19 protein-coding genes are annotated in these 26,699 nt (G+C 63.6%); 8 read left to right on the top strand and 11 right to left on the bottom strand.

What is annotated here, in order from left to right; genetic code table 11:
- Nucleotides 1–44: 44 nt before the first annotated feature.
- From IC234_RS04950 to IC234_RS04940, 3 genes are all read right to left on the bottom strand, one after another.
- Nucleotides 45–3,689 (bottom strand): ABC transporter permease/M1 family aminopeptidase, encoded by a 3,645-nt coding sequence (locus tag IC234_RS04950; RefSeq protein WP_190922750.1) that lies wholly within the window; start codon nt 3,687–3,689, stop codon nt 45–47.
- Between the two features lie 150 nt (nt 3,690–3,839).
- Nucleotides 3,840–4,727, bottom strand: coding sequence for an ABC transporter ATP-binding protein (locus IC234_RS04945; protein ID WP_190922749.1), 888 nt, complete (start codon nt 4,725–4,727; stop codon nt 3,840–3,842).
- Between the two features lie 192 nt (nt 4,728–4,919).
- Entirely contained in the window at nt 4,920–7,385 is a 2,466-nt protein-coding gene (locus IC234_RS04940; RefSeq protein WP_190922748.1) for a TonB-dependent receptor domain-containing protein, read from the bottom strand.
- Between the two features lie 400 nt (nt 7,386–7,785).
- On the opposite strand from IC234_RS04940, the gene IC234_RS04935 reads away from it, so the two are divergent.
- The 3 genes from IC234_RS04935 to IC234_RS04925 all read left to right on the top strand — a co-directional run bounded on the left by IC234_RS04935 (nt 7,786) and on the right by IC234_RS04925 (nt 11,111).
- Complete coding sequence (locus IC234_RS04935) at nt 7,786–8,586, top strand: 3'-5' exonuclease (RefSeq protein ID WP_190922747.1); 801 nt, start codon at nt 7,786–7,788, stop codon at nt 8,584–8,586.
- Between the two features lie 268 nt (nt 8,587–8,854).
- Nucleotides 8,855–9,505, top strand: a complete 651-nt coding sequence (locus IC234_RS04930) for a hypothetical protein (protein ID WP_190922746.1) — start codon at nt 8,855–8,857, stop codon at nt 9,503–9,505.
- 67 nt (nt 9,506–9,572) lie between these two features.
- The gene (locus tag IC234_RS04925) at nt 9,573–11,111 is read left to right on the top strand and encodes a serine hydrolase (RefSeq protein ID WP_190922745.1); all 1,539 of its coding nucleotides are present in this window, start codon (nt 9,573–9,575) and stop codon (nt 11,109–11,111) included.
- 180 nt (nt 11,112–11,291) lie between these two features.
- On the opposite strand, the gene IC234_RS04920 is transcribed toward IC234_RS04925, so the two are convergent.
- The 3 genes from IC234_RS04920 to IC234_RS04910 form a co-directional block, all read right to left on the bottom strand.
- Nucleotides 11,292–12,344 carry an NAD(P)-dependent alcohol dehydrogenase gene (locus IC234_RS04920; RefSeq protein ID WP_190922744.1) on the bottom strand — a complete coding sequence of 351 codons (1,053 nt, stop codon included), beginning with the start codon at nt 12,342–12,344 and terminating at the stop codon, nt 11,292–11,294.
- 94 nt (nt 12,345–12,438) lie between these two features.
- Entirely contained in the window at nt 12,439–13,134 is a 696-nt protein-coding gene (locus IC234_RS04915; RefSeq protein WP_190922743.1) for a DUF1990 domain-containing protein, read from the bottom strand.
- Entirely contained in the window at nt 13,112–13,687 is a 576-nt protein-coding gene (locus tag IC234_RS04910; protein WP_190922742.1) for a DUF1990 family protein, read from the bottom strand. The genes IC234_RS04915 and IC234_RS04910 overlap by 23 nt, the downstream gene beginning before the upstream one ends.
- A gap of 139 nt (nt 13,688–13,826) precedes the next feature.
- On the opposite strand from IC234_RS04910, the gene nfi reads away from it, so the two are divergent.
- The gene (nfi, locus tag IC234_RS04905) at nt 13,827–14,516 is read left to right on the top strand and encodes a deoxyribonuclease V (protein ID WP_190922741.1); all 690 of its coding nucleotides are present in this window, start codon (nt 13,827–13,829) and stop codon (nt 14,514–14,516) included.
- A gap of 2 nt (nt 14,517–14,518) precedes the next feature.
- Here the strand turns inward: nfi and IC234_RS04900 are convergent, their stop codons facing one another.
- Nucleotides 14,519–15,367, bottom strand: coding sequence for a glutamate--tRNA ligase family protein (locus IC234_RS04900; RefSeq protein ID WP_317173330.1), 849 nt, complete (start codon nt 15,365–15,367; stop codon nt 14,519–14,521).
- Between the two features lie 29 nt (nt 15,368–15,396).
- Nucleotides 15,397–15,867: a GNAT family N-acetyltransferase gene (locus IC234_RS04895; RefSeq protein WP_190922739.1), complete on the bottom strand. Its 471-nt coding sequence runs from the start codon at nt 15,865–15,867 to the stop codon at nt 15,397–15,399.
- A gap of 133 nt (nt 15,868–16,000) precedes the next feature.
- Between IC234_RS04895 and IC234_RS04890 the strand changes: the two genes are divergently transcribed.
- From IC234_RS04890 to IC234_RS04880, 3 genes are all read left to right on the top strand, one after another.
- Nucleotides 16,001–17,329, top strand: a complete 1,329-nt coding sequence (locus tag IC234_RS04890) for a serine hydrolase (protein WP_190922738.1) — start codon at nt 16,001–16,003, stop codon at nt 17,327–17,329.
- Nucleotides 17,330–17,431: 102 nt separating this feature from the next.
- Nucleotides 17,432–18,898, top strand: coding sequence for a complex I subunit 4 family protein (locus IC234_RS04885; RefSeq protein ID WP_190922737.1), 1,467 nt, complete (start codon nt 17,432–17,434; stop codon nt 18,896–18,898).
- A 90-nt stretch (nt 18,899–18,988) separates the two neighbouring features.
- Nucleotides 18,989–20,389 (top strand): NADH-quinone oxidoreductase subunit N, encoded by a 1,401-nt coding sequence (locus tag IC234_RS04880; RefSeq protein ID WP_190922736.1) that lies wholly within the window; start codon nt 18,989–18,991, stop codon nt 20,387–20,389.
- A gap of 287 nt (nt 20,390–20,676) precedes the next feature.
- Here the strand turns inward: IC234_RS04880 and katG are convergent, their stop codons facing one another.
- The gene (katG, locus tag IC234_RS04875) at nt 20,677–22,926 is read right to left on the bottom strand and encodes a catalase/peroxidase HPI (RefSeq protein ID WP_190922735.1); all 2,250 of its coding nucleotides are present in this window, start codon (nt 22,924–22,926) and stop codon (nt 20,677–20,679) included.
- 236 nt (nt 22,927–23,162) lie between these two features.
- Here katG and IC234_RS04870 point away from each other — a divergent pair, with 236 nt between their 5' ends.
- The gene (locus IC234_RS04870; RefSeq protein ID WP_190922734.1) at nt 23,163–23,831 is read left to right on the top strand and encodes a M15 family metallopeptidase; all 669 of its coding nucleotides are present in this window, start codon (nt 23,163–23,165) and stop codon (nt 23,829–23,831) included.
- Nucleotides 23,832–23,886: 55 nt separating this feature from the next.
- Here IC234_RS04870 and IC234_RS04865 read toward each other — a convergent pair whose 3' ends face one another.
- Both IC234_RS04865 and mrdA read right to left on the bottom strand, forming a co-directional pair.
- A complete protein-coding gene (locus IC234_RS04865; RefSeq protein ID WP_190922733.1) occupies nt 23,887–24,603 on the bottom strand; it encodes a 3-ketoacyl-ACP reductase in 717 nt (238 codons plus the stop codon).
- Nucleotides 24,604–24,803: 200 nt separating this feature from the next.
- Nucleotides 24,804–26,657 carry a penicillin-binding protein 2 gene (gene mrdA / locus IC234_RS04860; RefSeq protein ID WP_190922732.1) on the bottom strand — a complete coding sequence of 618 codons (1,854 nt, stop codon included), beginning with the start codon at nt 26,655–26,657 and terminating at the stop codon, nt 24,804–24,806.
- Nucleotides 26,658–26,699 lie beyond the last annotated feature (42 nt).

The raw sequence follows: 26,699 nt of genomic DNA, 5'->3' as shown, positions 1-26,699 counted from the left end.
GGCCTGACGGCCGGGGCTTTTTGTTTTTTCTGAACGAACCGGGATTACAGCGCCACATCCTTGGTATTGTCCTGCACCACGCGGTCGACAAATTCGTGGTAGGGGTCGACGGCCACTTTGGCGGGTTCTTTGGCCACCACAAACCCCAGCTTGTTAGTGCCGGCGTGGAAGCGGCGCTTGGTGAGCAGCAGCGGCGGCACGGGCTGTTTGTTCTTGCCCTGGGCCGGAAAAATGGCCACGGGCAGGTAGTCGTTTTCGGGACCGGGCCGCTCGGCGCCGAGGCTGTCGGCCACCAGCTTCTTGCTTTCCACGGTCATGGTTACCTGGAATTTACCGTTGGCCAGCTTCTTCACGGAGGCGTCGGTGACGCGGTTTTCGTAGAGCGTGATGCGGTCGAATAGGTCCGTGACCATGTTCTGCAGCGAGTCGGGGGCCACTTTGCGGAACTCGGCCACCAGCGCGGGGGCGGTGGTGTAGGGCGGCGTCTCAAACTTGTGCTGGTCGAGGAAGCGGCGCAGGGCCGTGTTCACGTTGGCCTCGCCGAGGTAGTCCTGCAGGGCATACATCACCACCGAGCCCTTGCGGTAGTGGATGTAGCCCTGGTTTTCGACCTTGGCCAGCGGCACTTCTTTCTTGCGCTCGAAAGCCCGGCCGTTGAGGTAGCTGTTCAGCTCATAATCAAGAAATTTTCCCATGGTGTACGGGCCATAGTGGTGCTTCATCACCATCAGGGCCGAGTATTGGGCCATGGTTTCGATGAGCATGGTTTCGCCCTGCACGTTGCCGCCCACCACTTGGTGGCCCCACCACTGGTGCGCTATCTCGTGGGCCGTCACGTAGAACGGGTAGTCCACGTCCTCGGGGTCGTTGGGGTCGACTTTGGCAATGAAGCCGATGCCTTCTGAGAACGGAATGGTGCCCGCAAAGCTTTGGGCAAACTGCTGATACTTTGGAAACTCCAAAATGCGCACCTGCGTGTGCTGGTAGGGCCCGAAGTTCTTGGTGTAGTAAGCAAACGACTCCTTCACGGCCTGCGCCATGCGCTTGAGGTTGTACTCGTGGCCGGGCTGGTAGTAGATTTCGATGGGTACCACGCGCTGGCCGGCCGAGTCCTGCCACGCATCCTTATACACCTTGTAGCGGGCCGAGAGGAAGGTGTAGAAGTTGAGCATGGGCTGCTCCATCTTGTAGTGGAAGTAGCGGCGGTTGCCCTGGGTCCAGTCCTTGAGCAGGCGGCCGGGGGCCACGGCCAGCTGGTCGGCGCTGGTGCTGAGCACGGTTTCGAAGCGAATCCAGTCGGCGTCTGACGAAAGGCCGTTGCTGAGGCGGGCTTTCAGGTCGGTGGCCGGGGCCTGGCGGTCTTTGGGCTTGAGGCCGTGCCGCTTACGCACGTCGTCTTCGCTCAGCTCGCCATCTTCGCTGTAGCCGATGCCGGGCAGGTAGGCCTGGCTGTTCATGAAGATGCCGTTCTGCACGATGTCGGTGTTGGAACCGGAATTGGGAAAGCCGTTTTCACCGTAGTCGAGCACAGTGGTCATTTCCACCGAGTCGCCGGGGGCCAGGGGCTGCGCCAGGCGGTAGAAGCGCAGGCCCACCACCGTGTCATTCAGGACCAGCGTGGCAGGGCGGCTCAGCGCCAGCTGGCGCACCCGGGCCCGCTGCGGCACGTTGATGATGACGGTGTCCAGGGCCCGGGCGTGGCGGTTTTTCAGCCAGAAGCGGCCGTCGATGTGCACGGTGCGGGTGGCCGGGAAGAGGTCGGTTTTGAGGTTCACGGCCACCAGGCGGGGCTGCGCCAGGTCTTGGTAGCGGCGGTAGGTTTTTTCGTAGCCGGCCTGCAGGTTCTCGACTTCCTTGGGCGTGCGGTAGGTGTTTTCGATGTTGGTGTTGTAGAAGATGAAGCTGCCGGCGCCCAGCATCACGAGCAGGCCCAGGGCCAGGGCCGTCCAGGCGGGGCGGCCCCAGCGGCGGTTGGCCTCGGCGCGGCGGCGCACGGCGGCGGCTTCGGTGCCCCGCACCCAGAAAATGTTGGCCAGCAGCGCCAGCAGCAGCGCACCCGCCGCCCAATACACTTTAAACCAAGTGAAACCGGTCACGAAATGGCCGTAGCCGTTCATGTCGGAATAGGGCGTGGAGGGGTTGCCGGCGTAGTCGAGCAGGTGGTGGTTGATGCCCAACTGGCTTTGGAACAGCGTGGCCAGGTAATACAGCACCATCACGAAGTGGCCCAGGTACTTGTTGTTCACCACCACCTGCACCAGCATGGCCAGCACGCACAGCAGCAGGTAGTCAATCAGCTTGAAACCAAACAGCGTCTGGATGTAGAGGCCGGGCTCGTAGTTGAAATACCCTTTCACCGTTTGGAGCAGCATGCCGCAGGCCATTACCACGGCCAGCAGCACCACCTGCACCAGCCCCAAGGCCGTGAGCTTGCTCAGAAACGGCACCCAGTTGGGCACGGGCAGGGCGTCGGTAATCTGGGCCACGCCGGCGTCGCGCTCGCGCCACACCAGCTCGCCCGAGTAGTAGGTGATGATGATGAGGATGAACAGCGCAAACGTGCCGCTGAGCAGCTCCACCATCTCGTTGGTGACGGGGTAGGTGCTGGTGTCGAAGATTTTGCCCACCTGCCAGCCGCTCACAAACAGGAAGATGACGCCCGCCGCCACAATGGCCACGAAATACACGCTGCGCACAATGCCCCGAAACTCCAGCTTGGTGAGGCTCCAGTACTGGCGCAGGTTCATGCCGCTGGTGAAGAGCTGCGTGACGCGCGGCAGCACCAGCCGCCCGCCCATGGGCGCGGCCAGGCCGTCGGTGAGGGCCCCCGCAAGCCGGGCTTTTTTAGAAGGCGCTTTGTCGGAGGCAAAGGCCGAAAAGTGGAAGCGGGCGTAGCAGAACGCCAGCAGCCCCACGCCCACCGCCAGCCAGATGGCGCGGTTCACCAGCAGGTAGTGGCTGAAGGGCGTGAGCAGGGTGTTTTTTTCGGTGGCCGTCCAGTAGCGGGTGGTGTAGTAGGAAGCGCTGGCGCCAAAGGCGTCGAGCATGGAAGCGAGGTTGATGTTATCCAAATCGCGCAGAAACGACCGCGCAATGAGGTAAGCCACCAGCAGCAGCACCGAGCCGATGTAGGTGCTCAGGATGTTGCGCGTGAGCGTGGCTAGGGCGAAAAAGATGGCGCCCGTGAGCAGCATGTTGGGCAGCACAAACACCACGTAGGGCCACACATAATAGCTCAGGTGGCCAGGGCCGAACTTGTCGGCCTCCACGCCCGGCAGCAGGCTGCCCAGCCACGAGCCGATGCCGATGCCGCTGAACACCAGCGCGCACACCACAAACGAGCCCCAGAAACGCCCGCCCAGGTATCCGGCCTTGCTGATGGGCTTGGTGAAAAACAGAGAAAACGTGCGGTGCTCAAAATCCCGGTACACGGGGTTGCCCATGATGGCCGAGGTGATGAGCAGCCCAAAGTAGCTGAGCGACGCAATGACTCCGGCCACCGAATGGGGCGAGTTGACCTTGACCTGGCCGCCGTCGCCGCCAATGCTCACGTTGGCGCCCGAGCCGAAGATGCCGCCCGCGGCGGAGGTCAGCAGTGCGCCCATGATGAGCAGCAGGCCAAAATATATCCACGTGGCCGGCCGGCGCAGGCGGTATTTGATTTCAAAAAGAAAGATGGGGAGGAACATGATTGCAGAAGTGGTAATTGGTGAAGTAGAGACGCAACATGTTGCGTCTCGTCGTTGAATTCGCGTTGCACGATGCGGCACCAACGACACCCCAACGGCGCGGCCGATGAGACGCAAAATATTGCGTCTCTACATCGTACTGAAAGACAGCTAGGCAACCACGGCTACCTTCCGCTCCGCAATCTGCGCGAAGTACACGTCCTCCAAATCCGGATTCACTTCCTCGAAACTGCCGTCCGGCCGCGAGTCGCTCAGCACGTGCACGATGGTTTTGCCCGCAAACAGGCGCGTGCTGATGACGTGGTGCTCGGCCTGGGTGGCGGCCACCTCGTCTTTTTCCACCACTTTGCGCCATACCTGGCCGCGCAGCTGCTCCACCACAGTGAGGGGGTCGCCGGTGAGGCGCACCTGGCCCTGGCTGATGATGGCCATGCTGCGGCACAAATCGGTGACGTCGCTCACGATGTGCGTGCTCAGGATGATGATGATGTGCTCGCCAATCTCGCTCAGCAGGTTGTGGAAGCGGTTGCGCTCGGCCGGGTCGAGGCCGGCCGTGGGCTCGTCGACGATGATGAGGCGCGGGTTGCCGAGCAGGGCCTGCGCAATGCCGAAGCGCTGCTTCATGCCGCCCGAGTAGCCGCCCAGGTTCTTCTTGCGGGCGTTCCAGAGGTTGGTTTGCTGCAGCAAGGCTTCCACCGTTTCCTTGCGCTCCCGGGCGTTGCCGATGCCCTTGAGCACGGCCAGGTGGTCGAGCAGCTCCTCGGCGCTCACGCGCGGGTACACGCCAAACTCCTGGGGCAAGTAGCCCAGAATACGCCGCACGCCGTCCTTGTCCCGAAGCACGTCGAGTTCGTCGAGCATGATGGAGCCGGTGTCGGCGTCCTGCAGCGTGGCAATGGTGCGCATCAGGCTGGATTTGCCGGCGCCGTTGGGCCCGAGCAGGCCAAACATGCCCGTGGGAATGTCAAGACTGACGTTTTTGAGGGCCTGCACGCCGTTGGCGTACGTTTTGGAAAGGTTGGTAATGGTGAGGGCCATGCGGTTTTGCAGAAAGTAAAAGATGGTGCAAGGTACTGTTTGTCAGCAAATCGGCGCACACGCCTTTTCATTACAGCAGCCGCTGCCACAGATGCGCCTTGCGGCCCGCAGGTTGCCCGGGGCTTGCCCACCAAAAAGCCCGTCCTGCACTGGCCGGCAGGACGGGCAACTCTTTCGGGCGGGGCCTCCCTCCTACTGCCCGCCCTGCTTGCTGCCGCCGCCCTTCACGTCGTCGTTCGAAATGGACTTGCGCTGCTTGCCCTGCTGCTCGGTGCCGAAGCGGTAGGCAAAGCTGATGCGGAAGGAGCGCTGAAACGCCTTGTTCTCGTTCACTTCGCCGAAGGTGGGCGTGGTGGTGGTGCTGCGGTACACCCAGTAATTGTTGAAAGGCGAGCCGAAGTTCAGCACCAGGTCGGCCTTGTCGTGGAGGAACGTTTTTTTGGCGCCCAGCTGGTAGTAGAGGTTGGCCGCGCCACGGCCCTGCAGCTCCGGCGACGGCAGCGAGCTATACACAAAGCCCTGCAGCGTGTACTTTTTGGGCAGCTTGTACGAGGTATTGAAGTTCAGGCCCGCCGTGAAGCCGCTGCGCTCGATGCCCAGGGCCGGGCTGCGGCGCACGATGTACTGAAAATCGGGCCCGCCGCTGATGTCCCAGCCCTCCGCCGGCTTGGCCGAGCCGTAAAAGTTGAGCTGGTAGAACGTGTTGGCGGCCACGTTGCGGTAGGTCTGCTCCGTGACGGTGGGCCGGCTGGGGTCGGGCGTGAGGCGAATCGACTCGATGGCATTGCCCGTGCGGCGCACCGAGCCCGAAATGTTCAGCGAACCCGCCTTGCCGTTGGTGTTGTAGCTCAGCTCATAGGAATCCGTGAGCTCGGGGTCGAGGTCGGGGTTGCCGTACACGACGTTGTTCGGGTCGGAGCGGTCCACGAAGGGGTTGAGGTAGTCGATGTAGGGGCGGGTGATGCGCCGGCTGTAGGCCAGGCGCAGGCTGTTGCTTTCGCTGAGGGCGTACTGGGCGTTGCCGTTGGGCAGCAGCGTGAGGTAGCTGCGCTGGAAGTCGGTGTCGGTGGTGCGGAAGCGGGCCGACAGGGCCGTACGCTCCAGGCGGCTGCCGGCGCTGAGAGTGAGCTTCTTGCCCAGTTTGGCGGTGTAGGTGGCGTAGGCCGCCTGCACGTTCTGGTCGTAGCTGAAATCGGTGTCGCGGCCGGCCAGGGGCACGTAGTCGGGCGTGAGGCCGCGGGTGAGGCCGGTGACGCTGGCCACCGAGCCCGTGCGGCGCCAGATGCTTTTCAAGCCGGTTTCGAGGGTCTGGTTTTCGCCAAAGGGCTGCACCAGGTCGGTTTGCAGGGTGGTTTCGTTGCCGGGGTTGCGGCCGCGGCTGCGCTCGCGGTAGTCGGCCAGCCCGTGGCCGGTGTCGACGTAGGAATTCCGGAACTCATCGAAATCGTAGCCAAACGTGCCGCTGTTGTCGGCGTACTGGCCCAGCACGCTCCACTCCTTGCGGGGCAGCGCAAAGGTCTTGGTGTACGTGCCCGTCATTTCGCCGTTGAAGCCGCTGAACCGGCCGGTGGTGCTGCGGGTAAACAGGCGGTTGTTGGCCGGGTCGGCCGCCTGCTGATTGTAGAGCAGGCTGCTGTAGTCCTGCCCGCCGTAGCCGTTCAGCGAGGTGGCCAGCGACAGGCTTTGCTTCTCGCTCAAGTCGTAGTCGAGGCCCACCGAGCCGTAGTACCACCGGCCGCCGTAGTTGCCGGCGCCGGTCTGCGTCAGCCGGGAGCCGTCCTGGCCGGTGCGCTCGCGCGACGACTCGTTGGGGCCGTACCAGCCGCCCGTGCCGCCCGACGACGTGAAGCCCAGCTTCTTGGTCTTGAAATTGAGCGAGGCGTTCAGGTTAGAGTTGCGGTTGCCGCCCGAGGCGCTCACGCGGCCGTTCAGCTTTTGCGTCGAGCCCTTTTTCAGCACGATGTTGATAATGCCGGCCGTGCCTTCGCCGTCGTACTTGGCCGGCGGCGTCGTGATGATTTCCACGCTCTGAATCTGCTCGGCCGGGATGCCTTTCAGGGCTTCGGCCAGGTTGCTGGCCAGCGTGGGCGAAGGCTTGTTGTTGACGAGCACCTTGAAATTGCTGGAGCCCCGCATTTTCACGTTGCCGTCGCCGTCCACGGCCAGCAGCGGGGCCTTGCGCAGCACGTCGGAAGCGGTGCCGCCGGCGTTGGTCACGTCCTGGTCGGCGTTGTACACAATGCGGTCGGGCTTCACTTCCACCACCGGCTTCGTGCCGATGACCACGGCCTCGGCCAGCGCCGTGCCCGCCACCGGCAGCCGGAACGTGCCCGCATCGGTGGCGCCGGCCGTGATGGTCACGTCCTTGGTTTGGGTACCATAGCCCACGTAGCTCACCCGCAGGCGGGCCGGGCCGGGGGCCAGCTTGGTGAGGGCAAAGCGGCCGTTGTCGTCGGCGGCCACGCCCGTGATGGGCTTGTCGTTGGGCGCGGGCGGCAGCAGCACCACCGTGGCGTAGGGCACGGGCTCTTTCTTGAGCGAATCGAGCACGATACCGGTGAGGGAGCCGGTGCCCGTGGGCGCGGCCGGCGCCTGCGCCCGGGCCGTGGAGAACAGTGCTGAACAAGCCAGCAAGCAAAAAAGAAGGTAGCGCTGCATCAACGGGAAAGGAGCTAGGTGCGACAGCAAGGATGACGGCCGGGCCCACGAGGTTGCCTGCGGCGAGAGAAGTAACCGCGGCTTAACAGGCGGGAGTCGACGGGACATGGCGTAAACTGTGGCGGGGTGAAATAATTGCTCAAAGGTCCCGGGGGCCGGGGGCGGCGCGCTTTAACTCACGATGTGGGCCGCCCCAAATCATAAATCGGGACGGTTCCGGCGCTGGCTCGATTGGTTGGGCTTACCGTCCGGACCGCCGATTCATTACAGCGCCCCGGAAAAAATTGTCGGCCACTTCGTCTTTGCGCTCGCCCGGCGGGCTTTTTGGCCCCGTTAGGCTTGGTCGAACAAGGGCCCGCCGCAGTATCTTCGATTACAATAACCGCTTTTGCCTTCTGCCATGCAGCACCTCCACCGCACCCCGCTCGACCAACTCTTTGTCATCGACATCGAAACCGTGCCCTGCGTGGACTGCCACGACAACCTCGACGAGATGCTGCGCCACCTCTGGGAGCACAAGAGCGAGAGCCTGCGCCGCCAGCAGGGCTACACCGGCCGCCCCCAGGCCCCCGAGCCCCTGCCCGAGCACCTCACCGCCGCCAGCCTGTTTGAGCAGGCCGGCATCTACGCCGAGTTTGGCAAGGTGGTGTGCATTTCGGTGGGCTATTTCGTGCACGACAAGCAGGAGGAAATCACCCGCTTCCGCGTGAAAAGCTTCGCCGACCACGACGAGAAGCAGCTGCTGCGCGACTTCGCGGCCCTGCTGGCGCACCGGCCTAAATACACGCTCTGCGCCCACAACGGCAAGGAGTTCGACTTCCCCTACCTGGGCCGCCGCATTCTGGTGAACGGCCTGCCCCTGCCGCCCCAACTCGACCTGGCCGGCAAAAAGCCCTGGGAAGTGCCCCACCACGACACCATGGAACTGTGGAAGTTCGGCGACCGCAAGTCCTACACCTCCCTCAACCTGCTGGCCACCATTTTCGGCATTCCCACGCCCAAAGACGACATCACCGGCGCCGACGTGGCCCGCGTGTATTGGGAAGAAAACGACCTGCCGCGCATCGCCAAGTACTGCCAGAAGGACATCATCACCACGGCCCGCATCATCCAGAAATTTCGGGGCGAAGAGCCCTTCCGCGACGAGCACATCGTGTACGCCGACGAGGCCGCCGCGCCCGTGATGCGGCGCGTGGTGTAAGTAGTAGAACTAATTACGCTTCGACCATGCTTGCTCGTGCGCTATGTTGAAGCTGCTGGTCCGCCGACGGTGCCGGAATATCGCCGGAGGGCTCCTGTTGGCGCTGTTGCTCAGCGCTTGCCAATCCGGCCATCAGCGCCAAGCGGAGCAAGCCGCGCCTACGGTCCCGCCCCCGCTCGCGGCGCAGGCCGCTCCCTCCTTGGCTCGGCCTGATAGCAGCGTGGCCGCACCGGCGCGCCCCGAAAAACAAACGCTTTTTCCTGATTCGTTGCGGCCAATTGAGCTACCCGTCGATTACTGGACCGGGCCTCAGCTGGACAGCATCAGGGCGGCAGTGCTGCTGGAGGCCGATTCACTGGAGCCCGATGCAGCAATATCCGCGAGTTGGGTAGAGTTGTGGACCGACCGGTGCCGGGTGCTGAGCGCCGACGAATACAGCGGCAAGCGCCTCTTTTTCCGGCCGCTGGGCGTAGGCCGCTGGGCGGAGCTGGACCTGAATTCGTGGCTGGAAGGCTACAACTCTCTGCCCTACCTGAATGCCCGCGCCGTGGAGCTGGACCAACGCCCTCCCCAAGAGCTACTGATAGAATTGGGCGGGAGCATGGCCGGGCAAGGACAGCGTGAAATGGAAGACTACACGCTGCTCATTTCCTTCAAGGGCCCGCCGCACATCATCTGGCACAGCCTGGATGGAGCTACGGAGGAAATCTCGCCTACGCGTACCGCCGATAATGGCGAGATGGAAGGCGGCAACTACGCCGATGCCCGGCGAAAAATCACCGTGCGCCATGGCCGCGTGTACGTCGGCCGGGTGCGGCAGGAAGGGAAATTTGAGTCGGGCCCCGACTACGTGGTTACTCCCATCACGCCCGGCACCTATGCATACCGGGCGGGGCGTTTCCGGCGGGTGGCGCCATGAGCGGACCCCGTCTGCGCGCGTGGACTTAGCTTTGGCTTTGTTGCACTATTTATCCGTTTTTGGCTTTATGCGCTTTCCCTTTTTCCTGGCGGCCCTCGCGGCGGCCGCTTCTTTTTCGGCACCCGCCCAGGCCCAGGCGCCCGCCACCGGCAACGCCTTCGTGCGCGACAGCCTGGCCAGCTACGTGAAACGCGGCCTCAAGCTCTGGAACATCCCCGGCTTGGCCGTGGTGGTGGTGAAGGACGGGCAGGTGGTGGCCTCGCAGGGCTTCGGCGTGCGGGCGGTGGGCAAGCCCGAGCCCGTGGACGGCAACACGCTGTTTCTCATTGCGTCGAACTCCAAGCTCTTCACCGGCACGGCCATCTCGCAGCTGGTAGAAGAAAAGAAGCTCAAGCTCGACGACCCGGTGCGCCAGTACCTGCCCGATTTCCGGCTGTATGACTCCGCGAGCACGCGCCTCGTCACCATTCGCGACGTGCTGGGCCACCGCATGGGCACCAAGACCTTTCAGGGCGATTTCACTTTCTGGAACTCCAACCTGAGCCGGGCCGACATTCTGCAAAAAGTGCGCTACCTGAAGCCCACGGGCGTGTTTCGCCAAACCTATGGCTACAGCAACTACGGCTTCCTGACGGCCGGCGAAATCATTCCGGTGGCCACGGGCGGCACCACTTGGCAGGATTTTGTGCAGCAGCGCCTGCTCACGCCGCTGGGCATGACGAACACCTACCCCCTCTCGGCCGGTGCCGAGCAGCGGCCCAACGTGGCCCGGCCCTACACCACGGCCTTTGGCCCGCTCGCGCCGGTGCCTTTTGATGTGGTCGACAATTTTGGGCCGGCCGCCAGCCTGGTTTCCTGCACCAACGACCTGGCCCACTGGCTGCGCTTCCAGCTCGACAGCGGCAAATACAACGGCCAGCGGGTGCTGCCCTGGGCCACGCTGCGCCGCACCCGCGAGGGCAACACGCTGGTGGGCAGCAGCAAGTCGCCTATTCTCCCGATGCACTTCCGCACCTATGGCCTGGGCGTGTACTCAGCCGATTACAACGCCCGCCAGATTTACTGGCACACGGGCGGCGCCAACGGCTTCGTGACCAACGTGTGCTTCGTGCCCGAAGAAAACCTGGGCATCGCCGTGCTCACCAACCAAGATAACCAGAGCTTTTTCGAAGCCCTGCGCTACCAGCTGCTCGACGCCTACCTGGACGTGCCCTACGTGGACCGCAGCCGCCAGCTCTACGGCTTCGCCAAGCCCGGCAACGCCGAAACCGCCAAGAACGTGGCCGACCTGGCCGCCCGCGTGGCCAAGAAAAACAAGCCCGCCCGCAGCCTGAAAGACTACGCCGGCACCTACACGCACCCCGTCTACGGCAGCATCACCGTCGAGCCCAAAGGCAAACAATTGCTCGTGCGCTTCTCGCACCACCCCACTCTCACCACCACGCTGGATTACCTGGACGGCGACATTTTCCGCAGCACGTTCAACCACGCGGCTTACGGCATTTTCCCGGCTCCGTTCACGGTGGAAAACGGGAAGGTGAAGACCTTGGAAATCCGCGTGAACGACGGGCTGGAGCAGGACCCGTATGTGTTCACCAAGCAGTAGCCGCTAGCTGGCTGTCAATAAAAAAGAGGCTCTCGCTGCTAGCGGGAGCCTCTTTTTTATTGACCGAGGTAGTGACGCAATATGTTGCGTCTCGTCGTTGAACGACAACGTGAGAACGACTCCCGAACGGCGCGGGCGCCGAGACGCAACATATTGCGTCTCTACCTCGGTCAAGCCACCCTAGTTTTCCAGCGTGGCCAGGTCAATCACGAAGCGGTACTTCACGTCGCCTTTCAGCATGCGCTCGTAGGCTTCGTTGATGTCTTTGATGTTGATGAGCTCAATATCGGACATGATGTTGTGCTCGGCGCAGAAGTCCAGCATTTCCTGCGTCTCGGCAATGCCGCCGATGAGCGAACCGGCAATGCGGCGGCGCTTGGCAATGAGGTTGAAGGCGTGCACCTGCGGGGCTTCGGGCGGCACGCCCAGCAGAATCATGGTGCCGTCGCGGCGCAGCAGATTCAGGTAGGCGGCCAAGTCGAGCGGGGCCGACACGGTGTTGATGATGAAGTCGAAGTAGTTGGTTACTTCTTTTAGCTGGGCTTTGTCTTTGGTTACCACAAACTTGTGGGCGCCCAGCTCTTTGGCATCGGCTTCTTTGTTGGGCGAGGTGCTGAGCACCGTCACTTCGGCACCCATGGCGGCGGCCAGCTTCACGGCCATGTGGCCCAAGCCGCCCAGCCCCATCACGGCCACGCGGTGGCCGGGCTGCACGTTCCACTGGCGCAGGGGCGAGTAGGTGGTGATGCCGGCGCAGAGCAGCGGCGCCACGCGGGCCAGGTCCAGCTTCTCCGATACTTTGAGGGTGTACTTCTCGTCCACCACAATCTGCGAGGAGTAGCCGCCGTAGGTGGGGGCGCCGGTGCCGATTTCGCGGCCGTTGTAGGTGCCCACCATGCCGGTGGTTTCGCAGTATTGCTCCAGGCCTTCCTGGCAGCTGGGGCAGGTGCGGCAGGAATCGACCATGCAGCCCACGCCGGCCAGGTCGCCCACCTTGAAGTTCTTCACGTGGTCGCCCACCTGCGTGATGCGGCCCACGATTTCGTGGCCCGGCACCATGGGGAAGATGGAGCCGCCCCACTCGTCGCGCACCTGGTGCAGGTCGGAGTGGCACACGCCACAAAACTGAATGTCGATGAGCACGTCGTGCGGGCCCACTTCGCGGCGCTCGAAGTTGAAGGGTTCTAAAGGAATGTTGGCGGCGGGGGCCGCGTAGGCTTTCGTAGGAAGCATTAGGGGGAAGCTATTTGGTAAAAAGAGTAACAGAACGTCATGCTCATCTGGCGGCCGCGCGGCCGGAGCATGACGCGCAAAACACAAGACTTACCTAACCCGCCGGCGCGGGCAAGGTTTGGCGGGCCGGCGCCTTTTCCAGCTCAGCGGCCACCAGTTCCTTCATTCGCCGCAACGACTCGCGGGCAAACTTGCGCTGCAGCCCGCGCCCGAACAGCTTGAAACCCACCCAATAGAACGGGTTACGGATGCGGCCGGGCTGCGACACAGCGTGGATGCGAAACTGCACCGCGCCCGACGTCAGGTTTTTGTGGATGGTGAAGTCAATCTGGCCGCGCTCGAAGTGGCCCTCCAGGGTGCGGTAGCCGTAGCCCCACACCCGCTCGGGGCCGTGGGGCGTGGCGCGCTCTTCGTCGGTCACGCCGCTCACCCGCACGCCGAAGTAGAACTTGAAGAACAGAAACTGCGCCCGCAGCAGCATGATGCGGTTTTCCAAAGGCCCATCGGGGCGGAAGATGCCGGTGATGAGGTCGGGCGGCGGGAAGGCGTAGCGGCGCAGCACATCCTGCGCGGCGGCGAAGGAGCCGCGGGCCTCCGGTGGGCCGGGCGCTTCGGCGGGCAGGTCGGTTTCGTAGTCGTCGAGGCGCCAGCCGGTTTCGGTGGTGTACTCGCTTTGGCGCGAGAAGTCGTAATTGACTTTGGCGTTGGCGTAGGCTTCGAGGCGGGCGCGGTACTGCTCCCAGGGCGCGGGGCCAGCGGCGGCGGGCTTAGGTGTGGCGCTCGTGCTCATTGGGCTGGTCGTCTGCGGTTTGGGTGAGGGTTTCGACCACCACGTCGGCCAGGGCCTGGCCGCCGCTGGCGGCCGCGGCGCGCCGGCAAAACTCGACCCAGGTAGCCTCCTGCACGCGCTTGCCGATGCCCGTGGTGTTGTAGGCAAACGCCACGAGGCCGTCGCGGGAGCGGGCCCGCGAGCGGATTTCAAACCGCAGCACATCGGGCCGTTCGTCCAGGTAGTGGGTTTCGAAGCGAATGCGGCCGGCTTCGGGGTGGCCTTCGAGGGTGATGAACTCAAAGTGCGTGGCGCTGACTTCGGTCACGCGCACGCAGCCATTCCAGGGGCCCAGGATGCTGATTTCGAATTCGGAACCGACCCGCAGGCCGGCTTCGGGCTCGCCCTTTTTCTTGAAATCGGCCAGCAGCTCGGGCGCAAACCGGGGCACGTCGGCCTGCACCTGGGCCATGAGTTGGGCGGGCGACAGGCGCGGCCGGGCCACGTCGATGCTGTAGCGGCGCTCCAGCCACGGGCCGGAGCCGGTGGCCGCCGGCTGTTCAGACTGCGCCATGCTGGTTGAATGAGGAATTAAAAGTTAGAAGTTGAGAGTTGGGCACCAACTGCACAGCTCGCGTATACGCCATTTGTGGATTTCAAGGCGAATACGAAACCGAGCCCCAACTTTTAACTCTTCACTCCTACCTCAAAAAATGGCCTATTACCGCCCACCCGGCCCGCCGCCCGACCCCGTTCTCGTGCAAAGCCTCACCCAACAGCAGCACGAAATGCGCCAGCGCGTGCGCGCCGAGCCGCTGGCGCAGGAGCCGCGCCTCATCGCCGGCTGCGACTCCTCTTTCCCCACCCCCGACACCATCCTGTCGGTGTTCGTGGTGCTGAAATTTCCGTCGTTGGAGCTGGTGGAAAAGGTGTACAACTACGGCCCGGTCGACATGCCTTACGTGCCGGGCTTCCTGTCCTTTCGCGAGGCGCCCAACGTCATTCACACCTTCGCCAAGCTCGAAAACAAGCCCGACGTCATCATGGTCGACGGCCACGGCATTGCGCACCCGCGCCGGATGGGCATTGCCGCCCACCTGGGCGTGCTGCTCGATATGCCCACTTTCGGCGTGGCCAAGCAGAAGCTGACCGGCACGTTCCAAGAGCCCGGTCTGGAGCGCGGCAATATTTCCCCGCTTATCGACGCCAAAAGCGGCGACCTGATTGGCGAGGTCATTCGCAGCAAAGACAAGGTGCTGCCGCTGTTCGTAAGCCCCGGCCACCGCTGCGACCAGGCCACGGCCACCCGCCTCACGCTGGCGTGCCTGCGCGGCTACAAGCTGCCGGAGCCCACCCGCTTGGCCGACCATTGGGCCGAGGAGTTCAAGAAAGAGGTGCGGTAGCGCTACCCGTTTGCAAAGGCCTGCTGCAACATTGCCAATGTTTCGCTGGCGCTAGCTGGCAGGTAGAGCAGTTCGGCCACGGCTCGGAACACCGCCTGCTTTCCTCCTTTTTGGTCCAGCACACCTGCATCCAGAGGCCGCTGCTGCGACTTAGAGAGCTTCTGGCCAGCCTCGTCGGTCAGCAATTTGTGGTGATAAAACGCAATGCGCTGGGCATTAAAAGAAGGTGTCTCTGAAAGTTGCGAAGCCAACCACAACTGCGCGGTCGTGCTGGGCTGCAAGTCCAGCCCGCGCACAATCAAGTTGGTGCCAAGGCGCAAATCATCCACCACCGAAGCCACTTGGTACGCCGCTACGCCGTCTTTTTTGCGGACGACAAAATCCGGCATCAGCGCGCCGAGCGGGACGATGGTTTCGCCCTGCCAGGCGTCGTGAAACTTAACTTCTGTGCCGTTGGGCACGTGCACCCGCCAGGCCGCGCCGGGCGTGTCGAGCGGCACGGCAGCATCGGGGCCGCCGGTGCGGGTGCGCTGGCTGGCATGCACCAAGCCCGGCTGCTGCGCCAGGCGGCGGAGCACGCGGTTGTACTCGGGCAGGTGCAGGAGTTGCGAATGGTGGCGCAGGAAATCGTCGGGGCCGCTGGGGCCGTGGTCGTAATCAATGCCTAGCCAGTCGATGACGCGGAAGATATTGTCCAGATACGCCGGGCGCAGGCGGGCGCGGTCCAGGTCGTCGATGCGCAGGTGCAGCGTGCCGCCGGCTTGGCGCGTGAGCAGCCAGGTCAGCACAAAGTTCACGGCGTTGCCGAGGTGCAGGTAGCCGCTGGGCGTGGGCGCCAGGCGGGAAACCACGGGCGAAGTAGCAGACGCAGGGGCCAGCATCAGGCGAGGAGCAGCTCCATTTGCACATCGGCCCGGGCGTAGGGCGACGCCAGCGGCTGCGCCAGGTCGCGAAAGCCGAGCTTGCGGTACAGCGCCAGGGCCGGCGCCAGTTTCGCGTTGCTTTCGAGGTACACGCGGGCCCCGCCGAGGTCGCGCACCCGCTGAATGGCGGCCTGGCCCAGCAGGAAACCAATCTGCTGGCCCTGGGCGGCGGGCGCTACGGCCATCTTGGCCAGCTCGTAGCTGCGGCCGTCGGCCATTTTAATCAGGGCGCAGGTGCCCACCACGTTTTCTGCCAGCTCCGCAAACAGAATGGCGCCGCCCGACGCCAGGACGTATGCTTCGGGGTGGTCGAGCGCCTTCAAATCGGCGGGCTCGAGGGTGAAGTATTTCGAAATCCACTCCTCGTTGAGCTGCCGGAAAACGGGTTGGTCGCCCGGCCGGAAATCGCGCAAAACAACAACGGGCATGAGCAGTAGCGGCGAAATCGATGATTTACTGAAAGCGCCGCAAAGGTAAATCAGCCGCTGCGGCTGGCAGGATTAAACCGAAACCGCAGCACTAAGTCTAGCTACTTATTCAGCTGTTCAGACCTTTGCTCTGATGAAAAAACGTTTACCACTGCTCGGGTTTCTGTTCGCCCTCATGCTCTGCGTGAGCCCAGCCAGGGCCCAAACCACGCCCCTGTACTTTCCGCCCCTCACGGGCAGCACCTGGGCCAGCACCACGCCCGCCAGCCTGGGCTGGTGCCAAACGCCGCTCGACTCGCTCATCGCCTTTGCCGGACGCAAGGGCAGCAAGTCCTTGCTCATTCTGAAAGACGGGCGCCTGGTGGTAGAGCATTACTACGGCACCTACACTGCCGACTCGGCCTGGTACTGGGCCTCGGCGGGCAAGTCGCTCACGGCTACGCTCGTGGGCCTGGCCCAGCAGGACGGCCTCCTGAGCCTGAGCGACAGCACTTCCAAATACCTCGGCCGCTGGACCAGCGCCACGCGCCCGCAGCAGCGCCAAATCACCATCCGGCACCAGCTCACGATGACGACTGGGCTCGACGATACCCCGCCCGCGCCCTGCGACAACGAAAGCACCACGCCCGGCTGCCTGCTCTACCTGGCGCCGCCGGCCACCCGCTGGGCCTACCACACCGGCGCCTACCGCACCCTGCAAGACGTGCTGGTGCAGGCCAGCGGCGCCGCCACCATCACTCAATACACCAACCAGCGCCTCGCCACCCGCCTCGGCATGACGGGCCTGTGGGCCAACGACGTGTATTACAGCCGCGCCCGCAGCATGGCGCGCTTCGGCCTGTTCATCCTCGCCCGCGGCGCCTGGAACGGCACCCAGATTCTCGACACGGCTTATTTCCGGCGCATGACCACGCCCAGCCAGACGCTCAACCGCAGCTACGGCTACCTCTGGTGGCTCAACGGCCAGCCCAGCTACCGCCTGCCCGGCTCGCAACTCAATTTTCCGGGCCAGCTCACGCCGGCCGCGCCGCCCGACCTGATTGCCGCCCTGGGCAAAAACGACCAGAAAATCTACGTGGTGCCCAGCCTGGGCCTCGTGGTGGTGCGGCAGGGCAACTCGGCGGGCCCGCGCACGCTGGCCGTGTCGTCGTTTGACAACGAATTGTGGACGAGAATCATGGCCGTGTTCTGCCGCCCTACCGCCACAGCGGCCACGGCCGACGCCGCCGGCTTCCTGGCTTTCCCCAATCCGGCTACCGAAGTGCTTACCCTGCGCCAGCCCGCCCACGCCGCCGCCACCGTGCGGCTAACCGATGCCCTGGGCCGCGAAGTACTGCGCCAATCCGCTACTGCCGCCGAAACCTCTGTTTCCGTCGCGGGGCTGGCGCCGGGGCTGTATGCCGCGCAGTGGCTGGACGCCAGCGGGCGCGTGCTGATGAGCCGCAAAGTAGCCCGGCAGTAGAAGTTGCACGAAAACTGCGGAGCCTTGCGGGGCAATGCGTAAGTTTGCGGTCAATTTGCGGCCCGGTTTCCCGGCTCCGCTGCTGCCCTCCCGCTATTGCCGATGCTGACTGCTGTCCTGCTTTTCCTCCCTTTGGCCGCCGCGCTGCTGCTGCTGCTCACCAAGGGAGCCACCGCCCGTGCCCTCGCGCTGGGCGCCTCGCTCATCGAATTTGCGCTCGCGGCCTACGCCGCTTTCGCCTTCAAAACCACCGGTTCGGGCAGCTTCAACCTCGACTACGCCTGGATTCCGTCGGCCGGCATCAACTTCCACGTCGGCATGGACGGCCTGAGCTTGCTGCTGGTGCTGCTCACCACTTTCCTGGTGCCGCTCATTCTGCTGAGCGCGTTCAAGCACAAATACGACAACCCGGCCACCTTCTACGCCCTCGTGCTGTTCATGCAAACGGGCCTGATTGGGGTATTCACGTCGCTCGATGCCTTCCTCTTCTACTTCTTCTGGGAGGTGGCGCTGATTCCGATTTACTTCCTGGCCGGCGCCTGGGGCGGCGAGCGCCGCGTGGCCGTCACTCTCAAGTTTTTCCTCTACACGGTGGTGGGCTCGCTGCTGATGCTGGCCGGCTTCGTGTACCTGTACCTGCAAACCGGCCCCGCGGCCGGCTCGCTGGCCGCCCACTCATCGGAGCTGTCGGCCTTTTATAGCCTGAAGCTGAGCGCCTCGGAGCAGTCGTGGCTGTTCTGGCTGATTTTCGCGGCCTTCGCCGTGAAGATGCCCATCTTCCCCTTCCACACCTGGCAGCCCGATACTTACACTGAGTCACCGGCCCCGGCCACCATGCTGCTGTCGGGCATCATGCTGAAAATGGGCATCTACGGCACCATGCGCTGGCTGCTGCCGGTAGTGCCGCTGGGCGTGAGCCAGTGGCAGAAGCCGGTCATCATCCTCTCGGTCATCGGCATCATCTATGGCGCCATCATTGCCATCCGGCAGCGCGACGTTAAGCGCCTCATTGCCTATTCGTCCCTTAGCCACGTGGGCCTGATGGCAGCGGGCGTGTTCTCCCTCACCCAAATCGGCCTGCAAGGCGCTACCATCCAGATGCTGGCCCACGGCGTGAACGTGGTGGGCATGTTCTTCATCGCCGACGCCATTGAGCGCCGCACCGGCACCCGCCACATCCCGGATTTGGGCGGCCTCACGCGCCGCACGCCCATCTTGTCGGTGTGCTTCCTGGTGATGCTGCTCAGCACCGTGGCCCTCCCCCTCACGGGCGGCTTCGTGGGCGAGTTCCTCCTGCTGGCTGGCGTGTATCAGTACAACGCCTGGGTAGGCGCCATTGCCGGCCTCACCATCATTTTCTCGGCCGTGTACCTGCTGCGCATGTTCCAGCGCGTGATGCTGGGCCCCGATTCGTCTTTCTCCGAAACCATCACCGACCTCACCGGCGGCGAGTTGCTGATTCTGGTGCCGCTCATCGCGCTGGTGTTCTGGCTGGGCTTATTCCCGGGCTCGTTCCTGCACATTTCGGAGCCGGCCGTGACGGGTTTGCTCACGCAGGTCGGGCGATAGGCCCGTACCGCCAAGCTGTGCTTGGTATCAACCTTAGTCCCGGTGCTTCTTTAACTTATACTCGCCAAGCACAGCTTGGCGGTACAGCCCATGACCTCCATCATTCTCCTCTCCGTCTTCGGCATCCTCAACCTGTTCCTGGGCTTCCTGCGCTCGAACAAGGTGCTGCTGCCCGGCGCCATGCTGCTGCTGCTGGCCGTGTTCGGGGCCAATTACGCCGACTGGAACGCCGGGCACGCCCCCTACTTCAACAACATGCTGGTGGTCGACAACTACACGGTGGCCTTCACGGGCATCGTGCTGCTCACCACCATTGTGCTGCTGCCCTTTTCGCGCAGCTACGTGCTGGAGGGCGATGCCAATCTGGCCGAGTACTACGCCCTGCTGCTCTTTTCGCTGGTGGGCGCCATCATGATGGTGGGCTACGACCACCTGCTGATGCTGTTCGTGGGCATTGAAATCCTGAGCGTGTGCATGTACGTGCTGGCCGGCTCGCGCAAGCGCGACTCGCGCAGCAACGAGGCGGCCTTGAAGTACTTCCTGATGGGCGCGTTTGCTACCGGCATTCTGCTCTTCGGCATTGCGCTGCTCTACGGCGCTACCGGCACCTTCGCGCTTTCGCAATTGGGCACCGCCATTGCCACGCCGGCCAACGCCAGCCTGCAGCCCATGCTCTACATCGGCATCCTGATGATGATTATTGGCATCGGCTTCAAGGTATCGGCCGCGCCCTTCCACTTCTGGACGCCCGACGTGTACGAGGGCACCCCCACTTTCTTCACGGCCTTCATGAGCACCGTGGTGAAGACGGCCGGCTTCGGCGCCTTCCTCAAGCTGCTGGCCGTGGCCCTGCCCGCCGCCCAGGGCTTCTGGATGCCCACCATTCAGGCCATGTGCGCCCTCACGTTGCTGCTCGGCAACGTGGGAGCCGCCGCCCAAACCAGCACCAAGCGCATGCTGGCCTATTCCAGCGTGAGCCACGCCGGCTACCTGCTCATCGGCCTCGTGGCCAGCAAGGGCAACCTGACCGGCGATGCCGCCAACGGCATCTTCTTCTACTCGCTGGCTTACTCCATCGCCACCATCGCCGCCTTCGGCGTGGTGAAGCTGGTGGTCGACCATCGTCAGCGCGACGACTACGCCGGCCTCAACGGCCTGGGCAAAACCAACCCGCTGCTGGCTTTTGTGATGACGGTTTCGATGCTGTCGCTGGCGGGCATTCCGCTGACGGGCGGCTTCTTCGGCAAGTTTTTCCTGCTGGCTGCGGCCGCGGGCCAGGGCTACATCGGCCTGGTCGTATTCGCCGTCATCATGAGCATGGTGGGCCTGTACTACTACCTGCGCCCGCTCATCGCCATGTACCTGCGCCCGGCCGAAGCTGACGCCACGCCCGTGCCGGTTGACGGCATTCAGACCGCTACGCTGGCCTTTCTGGCCTTGCTCACCATCGTGCTGGGTGTGGCGCCGGGCTTGTTGAGCGGCATTCTATAAATGACGTTATTAGTTGTAAAAAAGCCTCTTCGGAGGCTTTTTCGTTTAGGCGCGGAGTAGAGACGCACTATGTTGCGTCTCGTCGTTGCTGATGTTGTTTAGCCTGAGCTAGACGGCGTGGTACCGGTCGTTCAACGACGAGACGCAACATAGTGCGTCTCTACTCCGCGCCTAAACGCGTTCAGGTAGTTCTCCCATGGAACTTGCTAAATAAAAAAGGTGGCCTCTCGCGAAGCCACCTTTTTATTTATCATCACAGCAACCGGAGCTGCTCAGCTGATATCAGTTTACGCCAGGTCGAAGCGGCCGAGGTTCATCACCTTGGTCCACACGGCCACGAAGTTGTTCACGAACTTCTCCTGAGCGTCAGAGCACGCGTACACTTCGGCCAGCGCGCGCAGCTCGGAGTTCGAGCCAAAAATCAGGTCGACGCGGGTGCCGGTCCACTTCACGGCGCCGGTCTTGCGGTCGCGGCCGTTGAAGGTGCTCTGGGCATCCGAAGTGGCGCTCCAGGTCGTGTTCAGGTCGAGCAGATTCACGAAGTAATCGTTGGTGAGCGCCCCCGGGCGGGTGGTGAACACGCCGTGCTGCGACTGGTCGAAGTTGATGTTGATGGCCCGCAGGCCGCCAAACAGCACCGTCAGCTCGGGCGCGGTCAGGGTCAGGAGCTGGGCTTTGTCGACCAGCAGTTCCTCGGCCGCCGCTTTGTGGTGGGGCTTCAGGTAGTTGCGGAAACCATCGGCGGCCGGCTCTAGGGCAGCGAAGGACAGCACGTCGGTTTGCTCCTGCGAAGCATCGGCGCGGCCCGGCGTGAACGGCACCGTGACCGAGTGGCCCGCATTCTGCGCGGCCTGCTCGATGCCGACGACGCCGGCCAGCACGATGAGGTCGGCCATCGAAACCTGCTTGCCGCCGGTCTGGGCCGTGTTGAACTCCTGCTGAATGCCGCCGAGCTTGTTCAGCACCGTCGACAGTTGCGACGGGTTGTTTACTTCCCAATAGCGCTGCGGGGCCAAGCGCAGACGGCCGCCGTTGGTGCCGCCGCGCTTGTCGGAGCCGCGGTAAGTAGAGGCGGCAGCCCAGGCCGTGGACACCAGTTGCTGCACCGTGAAACCGGCCTCGGCAATCTTGCCTTTCAGGGCGGCGACGTCCTCGCTGTCAATTACCTGGTAGGTGACGGCGGGAATGGGGTCTTGCCAGAGCAGCTCTTCGGTGGGCACTTCGGGGCCGAGGTACCGCTCTTTGGGGCCCATGTCGCGGTGCGTCAGCTTAAACCAGGCGCGGGCAAAAGCATCGGCAAACTCATCGGGGTTCTCGTGAAAGCGGCGCGAAATGGCTTCATACACCGGGTCGGCCCGCAGGGCGATGTCGGTGGTGAGCATGAAGGGCGCGTGCTTCTTCGAAGGGTCGTGGGCATCGGGCACGGTGCCGGCCCCGCCGCCGTTCACCGGGCGCCACTGGTGGGCACCGGCGGGGCTCTTGGTCAGCTCCCACTCGTAGCCAAACAGGTTGTTGAAGTAGCCGTTGCTCCACTGGGCGGGCGTGCTGGTCCAGGCGCCTTCCAAGCCGCTGGTGATGGTGTCGGCGCCGTGGCCTTTGCCGAAGCTGTTGCGCCAGCCCGTGCCCAGCTCTTCGAGGGTGGCGCCGGCGGGCTCCTTGCCCACGTACTGGCCGGGGTCGGCGGCGCCGTGGGTTTTGCCGAAGGTGTGGCCGCCGGCAATCAGGGCCACGGTTTCTTCGTCGTTCATGGCCATGCGGCCGAAGGTTTCGCGGATGTCGCGGGCCGAGCGAATGGGGTCGGGCTCGCCGTTGGGGCCCTCGGGGTTCACGTAGATGAGGCCCATCTGCACGGCGGCGAGGGGGTTGTCCAGCTCCCGGTCGCCGGTGTAGCGCTTGTCGCCCAGCCACTCGGTTTCGGGGCCCCAGTAGATGTCCTGCTCGGGCTCCCACACGTCTTCGCGCCCGCCGCCGAAGCCGAAGGTCTTGAAGTTCATCGATTCCAGGGCGCAGTTGCCGGCCAGAATCATCAAGTCGGCCCAGGAGATTTTCTGGCCGTACTTCTGCTTGATGGGCCACAGCAGCAGGCGGGCCTTGTCGAGATTGGCGTTGTCGGGCCAGCTGTTGAGGGGCGCGAAGCGCTGGGCGCCCGAGCCGGAGCCGCCGCGGCCGTCGCCGATGCGGTAGGTGCCGGCGCTGTGCCAGGCCATGCGAATGAAGAACGGGCCGTAGTGGCCGTAGTCGGCCGGCCACCAGTCCTGCGAATTGGTCATCAGCTCGAACAGGTCCTGCTTCACGGCGTTCAGGTCGAGCTTCTTAAACTCCTCGGCGTAATTGAAGCCGGGCTCCAAGGGGTTCGATTTGTTGTCGTGCTGGCGCAGAATACTCAGCCTGAGCATGTTGGGCCACCACTCGCGGTTGGTGCGGCCGCCACCGGCGCTTTGCTTCACGGCACCGCTGCTGAACGGGCATTGGGCCGCGGGCTCGTTCAGTTCGTACAGAATGGAATTTTCCGGGGGAAGGTTGTGCGGGTTTTGCATCTTAAACAGGTGTTTTTACTTAGTCTTTCTATAATGCGTAAAGCGCCCGAAAGTTTGCGCTTTTATTTGGAAAGCAAGTGGGTAATTCGGCCGATGGTTGGGGCAAGCGGGCAGAAGCTCGGCTTGCGTCGCTCAGTGCCGCGGCCGCGCGTGCGAAAGGCCGCCGCCACCGGCCGTTTCGCCGTAGCTGAGTGGCCGAATCCGCATTTCCCGACGGCTTCGCTTACCTTCAGGCCATGCCGCTTTTCCGCCACCACGTCTTCTCATTTCGCCGCCTGTGGGCGCCTCTGGCAGTGTTGCTCATCAGCAGCTGCGCGGCCCGGCCACCGCACGAACCCGGCACGTTCCGCGCCCCGGAGTTGGTGGAACTGCAGAAGCTCGACCCCACCATTCAATTAGACATTCGCTACGCCACCGCCCGCAATTTCGTGGGCCGGCCAGTGTACGCGCAGGCCCGCGCCTTCCTGCAACGCCCCGCCGCCGAAGCCCTCGTGCAGGTGAACCAGGAACTTGCGCCGCTGGGCTACCGCCTGTTGGTGTTCGACGGCTACCGCCCCTGGCGCGTCACCAAGCTGTTCTGGGACCTCACCCCGCCCGACAAAAAGGAATTTGTGGCCGACCCCAGTAAAGGCTCCCGCCACAACCGCGGCTGCGCCGTCGACCTCAGCCTCTGGGACGTGGCCGCCGGCCGCGAGGTGCCCATGACCGGCGAATACGACGAAATGAGCCCCCGCTCCTACGTGGCCTACGCCGGTGGCACGCCCGAGCAACGCGCCGCCCGCGACCTGCTGCGCCGCCACATGGAAGCGCACGGCTTCACGGTACTGCCAGCCGAGTGGTGGCATTTTGACTATAAAGAGTGGAAGGCGTATCCGATTCAGGATATGCCGTTTGAGAAGCTATGATGCAAAAAGCCCTCGCTGTTTCCACAACGAGGGCCTTTTCCTTCGGCAACAATGATTATGGATTGGTCGACCACATCCCCGCTTCCTTAATGAAAATGCGGCGGTTCAGTTTCAGCTGCGACACGATGAATTCGGCTAGGTCTTCGGGCTGCATCACCTTGTCGGGGTTGCCGTCGGTGAGGTTGTTGCCGATGGCCAGGGGCGTGGCCACGGTGCTGGGCGTGAGCGCCGACACGCGGATGTTGTGCTTGCGCACTTCCTGCATCAGCGCCTCAGTGAGGCCCATGACGGCAAACTTGGAGGCGCTGTAGGCGCTGCTGCCGGCCGCGGCCCGCAGGCCCGAGGTGGAGGAAATATTGATAATATCGCCGGTTTGGCGCGCTATCATGTCGGGCAGCACGGCGCGGGTCACGTAGTAGGTGCCAAACACGTTGACCTGGATGATGTGCTCCCACTGCTCGGGCTCCATCTCCAGAAACTTAGCGAAGCTGCCGATGCCGGCGTTGTTGATGAGGATGTCAATCGGGCCCAGTTCCTGGTGAATCTTGGCCACGGCCACGTTCACGGCGGTGCGGTCGGCCACGTCGGCCACGGCGGTGGCGCAGCTGCCGCCGCTGGCCAGGATTTCGGCGGCGAGTTCCTGCAGGTCGCTATCGGTGCGGGCCAGCAGGCCCACCTGCACGCCTTCGGCGGCCAGGGCGAGGGCCACGGCGCGGCCAATGCCTTTGCCGGCGCCCGTAACGAGGGCAATTTTTCCTTGTAGGGATTCCATGGGGTGTTCGGAGGTTGGTTTGGGAGGTGCTACAACCGGTCAGAACGGAGGATTGTTGGTATTGTTCTGCCGGGCGCCTCACCCCCCGGCCCCCTCTCCTTGGGAGAGGGGGAGCCAGACGATTACGCATTGCCGGTGCCCTCTCTCCTTGGGGGAGGGGTTCAGGGGGTGAGGCGCCCGGCAGAACAATACCCTGCCGGCTAGTGTAGGTGCTTGGTGAAGTCGCCGTACATCACCCAGTCTTCCCAGCGCTTGCGGTAGGGCGCCACTTTGCCCCGCAGGTATTTCTCTATCATGAGGCCGGCGGCGGGGGCGGCGCTGGTGCCGCCAAAACCGCTGTTTTCGATGAACACAGCGATGGCGATTTTAGGGTCATTCACCGGCGCGAAGGCGGCAAAGGTGGCGTGGTCGAAGCCGTGGGGGTTTTGCACGGTGCCGGTTTTGCCGGCCACCGAAATGCCGAATTCGGCCAGCGAGGCCAGGTTGCCGGTGCCGCCGTTGCCATCCACCACCTGCTGCATGCCGGGAATGATGTACTTGAACAGCGTGGTATCGACGGCCGTGAAGTGTTTCTGGCGGAACTGCGGCAGCGGGCCGCCGTTGCCCACGCTGCGCACGAAATGCGGCGTGTAGTACCAGCCGCGGTTGGCAATGGTGGCCAGCACGTTGGCCATCTGCACGCCCGTGATGCCGATTTCGCCCTGCCCGATGCTGAGCGAATACACGTTGCGGTAGCTCCAGCGGTGCTGCTTGTTGTGCTTTTTGTCGAAGAATTTCTTGTCGTAGAACTCAGGCGACGGAATCAGGCCGCGCTTCTCCTGCAGCATGTCCACGCCCAGCTTTTCGCCCAGCCCAAAGGTTTTCACCATTTTTTGCCACTGGCCCAGGCCGATGTGCGTGTCGTCGTACTTGTTGGGGGCCTGGCCGCGCAGCACGGCCGCCTGCAACACCTGGTAGAAGTAGGGGTTGCAGCTGTTTTTGATGGCAATGCTCACGTTGGAAGGCCGCTCGTGGCGGTGGGTGCAGCGCACCAGCCGCTGGTTGCACTCGAAACCGGTGCCGGGCTGCACCACGCCGAGCTGCAGGGCCACCAGTTCGTTCACGAGCTTAAACACCGAGCCCGGCGGGTAGGTTGCCATCAGCGGGCGGTCGAACAGGGGCCGGTCGGGGTTGTTGAGCAGGTCCATGTAGCGGTTGCCGGAGCCCTTGCCCGTGAGCAGGTTGGGGTCGTAGTGCGGGGCCGACACGAAGGCCAGAATCTCGCCCGTCTTCGGGTCGATGGCCACGATGGAGCCCCGCCGGCCGGCCAGCAGCTTTTCGCCGTAGGCCTGCAGCTCGGCATCAATGCTCAGGTGCAGGTCCTGCCCGGCTACCGACAGCGTGTCGAACTCGCCGTCGCGGAACTTGCCTTTCTCGATGCCGCGCACGTTCACCATCTTGTATTGCACGCCGCGGCGGCCCATCAAAATGGACTCGTAATAAGATTCCAGGCCCGAAATGCCGATGTTTTCGCCGGGCTGGTACTTGGCGTATTTGGGCTTTTCGAGCAGCGCCGGCGTGATGGAGCCCACGTAGCCCAGGGCGTGGGCCAGGTTGGGCGTGCGGTAGGCCCGCGCCATGCGCGCCTGAATGCGGAAGCCGGGGAAGTCCATCAGGTTGTCCTGAATGGCGGCCAGGTCGCGCGTGGTCAGGTTCTGCACCACCGGCGAAGGCTTGTTGCGCGAGTACTTTTTGGCCGATTTCAGGCTGGCGCGCAGGCCTTCGAGCGGAATCTGCAGCAGCTGGCAGAAGCGGGCCGAATCGAGCCGTTTCACTTCGCGGGGCACCACCATCAGGTCGTACACGGGCGCGTTTTGCACCAGCAGCTGGTCTTTGCGGTCGTAAATCAGGCCGCGGTAGGGTATCTGCACTAAGCGCTGCAGCGTGTTTTTGTCGGCGGCCAGCTTGTAGGTGCCGTCCAGCACCTGCATAAAAAACAACCGCGTAAGAAACACGAGCACCACCACCAGGAAGATGCCCTGCACGACGTATTTGCGGCCTTCTAAGTATTGCATATCTATATCAAATACGCCCAAGCGTCATGCCGAGCACAGCAA

The organism is Hymenobacter armeniacus (assembly GCF_014699055.1).
GTDB classification, from domain to species: Bacteria; Bacteroidota; Bacteroidia; order Cytophagales; family Hymenobacteraceae; genus Hymenobacter; species Hymenobacter armeniacus.
The sequence above is the reverse complement of the archived record's forward strand: the minus strand, read 5'-3'. Positions and strand labels throughout refer to the sequence as shown.

Coding starts and splice junctions, on each gene's coding strand:
- IC234_RS04950 (WP_190922750.1), bottom strand. CDS start 3,689: ATGTTCCTCCCCATCTTTCTTTTTGAAATCAAATACCGCCTGCGCCGG.
- IC234_RS04945 (WP_190922749.1), bottom strand. CDS start 4,727: ATGGCCCTCACCATTACCAACCTTTCCAAAACGTACGCCAACGGCGTG.
- IC234_RS04940 (WP_190922748.1), bottom strand. CDS start 7,385: ATGCAGCGCTACCTTCTTTTTTGCTTGCTGGCTTGTTCAGCACTGTTC.
- IC234_RS04935 (WP_190922747.1), top strand. CDS start 7,786: ATGCAGCACCTCCACCGCACCCCGCTCGACCAACTCTTTGTCATCGAC.
- IC234_RS04925 (WP_190922745.1), top strand. CDS start 9,573: ATGCGCTTTCCCTTTTTCCTGGCGGCCCTCGCGGCGGCCGCTTCTTTT.
- IC234_RS04920 (WP_190922744.1), bottom strand. CDS start 12,344: ATGCTTCCTACGAAAGCCTACGCGGCCCCCGCCGCCAACATTCCTTTA.
- IC234_RS04915 (WP_190922743.1), bottom strand. CDS start 13,134: ATGAGCACGAGCGCCACACCTAAGCCCGCCGCCGCTGGCCCCGCGCCC.
- IC234_RS04910 (WP_190922742.1), bottom strand. CDS start 13,687: ATGGCGCAGTCTGAACAGCCGGCGGCCACCGGCTCCGGCCCGTGGCTG.
- nfi (WP_190922741.1), top strand. CDS start 13,827: ATGGCCTATTACCGCCCACCCGGCCCGCCGCCCGACCCCGTTCTCGTG.
- IC234_RS04895 (WP_190922739.1), bottom strand. CDS start 15,867: ATGCCCGTTGTTGTTTTGCGCGATTTCCGGCCGGGCGACCAACCCGTT.
- IC234_RS04890 (WP_190922738.1), top strand. CDS start 16,001: ATGAAAAAACGTTTACCACTGCTCGGGTTTCTGTTCGCCCTCATGCTC.
- IC234_RS04885 (WP_190922737.1), top strand. CDS start 17,432: ATGCTGACTGCTGTCCTGCTTTTCCTCCCTTTGGCCGCCGCGCTGCTG.
- IC234_RS04880 (WP_190922736.1), top strand. CDS start 18,989: ATGACCTCCATCATTCTCCTCTCCGTCTTCGGCATCCTCAACCTGTTC.
- katG (WP_190922735.1), bottom strand. CDS start 22,926: ATGCAAAACCCGCACAACCTTCCCCCGGAAAATTCCATTCTGTACGAA.
- IC234_RS04870 (WP_190922734.1), top strand. CDS start 23,163: ATGCCGCTTTTCCGCCACCACGTCTTCTCATTTCGCCGCCTGTGGGCG.
- IC234_RS04865 (WP_190922733.1), bottom strand. CDS start 24,603: ATGGAATCCCTACAAGGAAAAATTGCCCTCGTTACGGGCGCCGGCAAA.
- mrdA (WP_190922732.1), bottom strand. CDS start 26,657: ATGCAATACTTAGAAGGCCGCAAATACGTCGTGCAGGGCATCTTCCTG.